This window comes from Solidesulfovibrio sp., assembly GCF_029978005.1.
Taxonomy (GTDB): Bacteria; Desulfobacterota; Desulfovibrionia; order Desulfovibrionales; family Desulfovibrionaceae; genus Solidesulfovibrio.
In genome coordinates this window covers 1-2,714 of sequence record NZ_JARKOZ010000187.1, presented here as the reverse complement: position 1 = coordinate 2,714, position 2,714 = coordinate 1, and the positions used below count along the sequence as shown (strand labels likewise).

At 68.9% G+C, this 2,714-nt stretch carries 2 protein-coding genes; one reads left to right on the top strand and one right to left on the bottom strand.

The window, feature by feature from the left end; all coding sequences use genetic code 11:
- Positions 1 to 132 precede the first annotated feature (132 nt).
- Positions 133 to 1,533 (bottom strand): sigma 54-interacting transcriptional regulator, encoded by a 1,401-nt coding sequence (locus Q1K70_RS20035; protein ID WP_300163763.1) that lies wholly within the window; start codon positions 1,531 to 1,533, stop codon positions 133 to 135.
- 166 nt (positions 1,534 to 1,699) lie between these two features.
- On the opposite strand from Q1K70_RS20035, the gene Q1K70_RS20030 reads away from it, so the two are divergent.
- Positions 1,700 to 2,479 (top strand): hypothetical protein, encoded by a 780-nt coding sequence (locus Q1K70_RS20030; protein ID WP_300163760.1) that lies wholly within the window; start codon positions 1,700 to 1,702, stop codon positions 2,477 to 2,479.
- The last annotated feature ends 235 nt before the right edge of the window (positions 2,480 to 2,714 follow it).

Sequence of the window (2,714 nt, the reverse complement as noted above, 5' to 3'; positions counted from 1 at the left end):
GGCCCGGACGTGCTGGCCGGCTTTGCGGCCTGCGGGTCCGGGCCGATTCCCAGACCACAATGACCGACGTCCCGCCGCTTGCCATCCCCGACCTCCCTCCCATCCGCCCTGGCGGGGAGGTCCAGGAGGGGGTCACCCCCTCCTGGCCGCCGGAGGCATCTTCCTTCTTCCCTTCTCCATCCCCTGCTCACTCTCCACCTCCGCCTCCGCTCCCGGTCCCTGTTCCAGAATCCGGCGCAACGTATCCTTGGTGACGCCCAGTTCGCGGCAGGCGGCCATGGTTTTGCCGTTGTGGCGGGCGAGGGCGGCCTTGGCGGCGTGGTATTTGGCGGCGCGCATGGTGCGGGGGGCGTCCGGCCCGGCCTGGGGGGCGGCGGGGGCGGGGCGCAGGTAGTCGGGCAGGTGTTCGGGGCCGATGCGGCCGCTGGGACACAGAATGAAGGCGTATTCCAGGATGTTTTGCAGTTCGCGGACGTTGCCCGGGTAGTCGTGCCGCAGGAGCAGGCGCAGGGCGGCGTCGCTTATGCCGACGACGGATTTTTCGCGAAGGAGGTTCAGGCGTTCGATGAAGGTGGCGATGAGCAGCGGGATGTCTTCGGGGCGGGCGCGCAGGGGCGGCAGGGCCATGCGCGCCACGCTCAGGCGGTAGAACAGGTCGCGGCGGAACGCGCCCGAGCCGGCCATGGCTTCCAGGTCGCGGTTGGTGGCGGCGATGATGCGCGCGTCGGCGGCGACGGTCTTGTCAGAGCCCAGCGGCTCGTAGGTATGTTCCTGGAGCACGCGCAGGAGCTTGACTTGCAGGGGCAGGGGCAGTTCGCCGATCTCGTCGAGGAAGAGCGTGCCGCCGGCGGCCAGGGCGAAGCGGCCCTTGCGTTCGGTCTTGGCGTCGGTGAACGCGCCGCGCGCGTGGCCGAAGAGTTCCGATTCCAGGAGTTCGCCGGGGATGGCCCCGCAGTTGACGGCGACGAAGGGGCCACTCGCCCGGGGGCTCAGGTTGTGCAGGGCCCGGGCGAAGAGTTCCTTGCCGGTGCCGGATTCGCCAAGCAGCAGCACCGTGGCCCCGCTTTGGGCGATGGGCGGCAGCAGGTCCAGGTGGCGGGCCATTTCCCTGTTCTTGGTGACGATGTCCTCCAGGGTGCGCACGCCGTCCACTTCCTTGCGCAGCCGGTCGAGGTCGGCGATGTCGCGGAAGGTCTCCACGCCGCCGACGATGCGTCCGGCGGCGTCGCGCAGGGGCGCGGCGCTGATGCTGACCGGCACCTTGCGGCCGTCGGGGCGCACGATGAAGATGGCTTTTTCCGAGAGCGTGGCGTCGTCGCGGATGCAGGCTCCCAGGGCGCAGTCGCCGTCGCACAGGCTCGAGTGGAAGACTTCCCAGCATTTGCGGCCCAGGGCCTCGGCCGGGGCGATGCCGGCGATGGCTCCGGCGGCGCGGTTGAAGAAAGTGATGGTGAAGTCCGTGTCCACGGTGAAGACGCCGTCGGCCAGGGACTCCATGATCTCTTCGCAGGGGATGTCTCGGGGCAGGGCCATGTGGGGATCGCCTCTGGCGCGAAACGGCGCGCCTGGGGCACGATAGCCCATGGCCGCCGGCGTGTCCAAGGCGGCGAGCCACCTTGACTTCCCCGGGGCCTGACCGGATAACCGGCCGGGAAACGGGGAAATCGGCGTTCCCCGCCAAACGTCCGGGAGGTTGCCCATGTCCGAGCCGCTCGATCCCAGGGGCCGCATGCTCATGATCGGCACGCCCTGCTACAACGGCAACGTGTCGATCCAGTACCTGCGCTCGCTCATTCCCATGCTCGGGTTCCTGGAGCGCCAGGGCATCCGCACCGGCATGCTCACCCCGTCCCACGAGAGCCTCATCACGCGCGGGCGCAACCTCGTGGCCAACGAATTCCTGCGCCAGAAGGAATACACGCATCTGCTCTTCATCGACGCGGACATCGGCTTTTCGCCGGAGCTGGCCTGGAAGTACCTGGAAGCGGACAAGGACGTGGTCTGCGGCATCTATCCGGTCAAGCACCTGGACGTGGACAAGCTGCGCACGATCCGGCGCGACGTGCTGCCGCGCGTGGCCCAGGCCGCCTCGCTGCACTACGCCGTGAAGCTCAAGCCCGGCGGCCGGCCCGAGCCGGGCACGGGCCTCGTGCCCGTGGAGTACGGGGCCACGGGCTTCATGATGATCAGGCGCGAGGTGTTCGCGCGCCTGGCCGAGGCCTATCCCGAGCTCGTCTACGACTATGCCTACACCAACGACGACCATGTGGGGAACGTGGCCTTTTTCGAGACGGCCATCGATGCGGCCACGCGGGACTACCTTCCCGAGGACTACGCCTTCTGCAAGCGCTGGACGGACATCGGCGGCGAGATCTACGCCGATGTGCACAGCGTCTTCACCCACGTGGGCAACTACGAGTTCACGGGCAATTTCACCGCTTTTCTGACGCACCTCGGCGGCCCGGCCACGGAAAAGTAGACCCGGGGGGCGGGGGCCTTTCCCGACGCCGCGACATGGGCTAGGCTTGGCGGTGCGGTCCGGCGCGCCCGCGCCGGCCGACGTCGCCTTTTTCGGGGAAGCCCATGCGCCTGACCGACGCCGACCTGCTGGCGGAACTCGACCAGCCCGAATTCGCCGAGGTGCGGCGGGCCTTCGTGACGCGCCGCTACGCCAAGGGCCGGCAGGTCTTCTCCCCGCGCGAGGCGAAAAACCG

What these genes read in the sequence shown, in the direction of transcription:
- Q1K70_RS20030 (WP_300163760.1), top strand. Translation starts at nt 1,700, where the DNA reads ATGTCCGAGCCGCTCGATCCCAGGGGCCGCATGCTCATGATCGGCACG.
- Q1K70_RS20035 (WP_300163763.1), bottom strand. Translation starts at nt 1,533, where the DNA reads ATGGCCCTGCCCCGAGACATCCCCTGCGAAGAGATCATGGAGTCCCTG.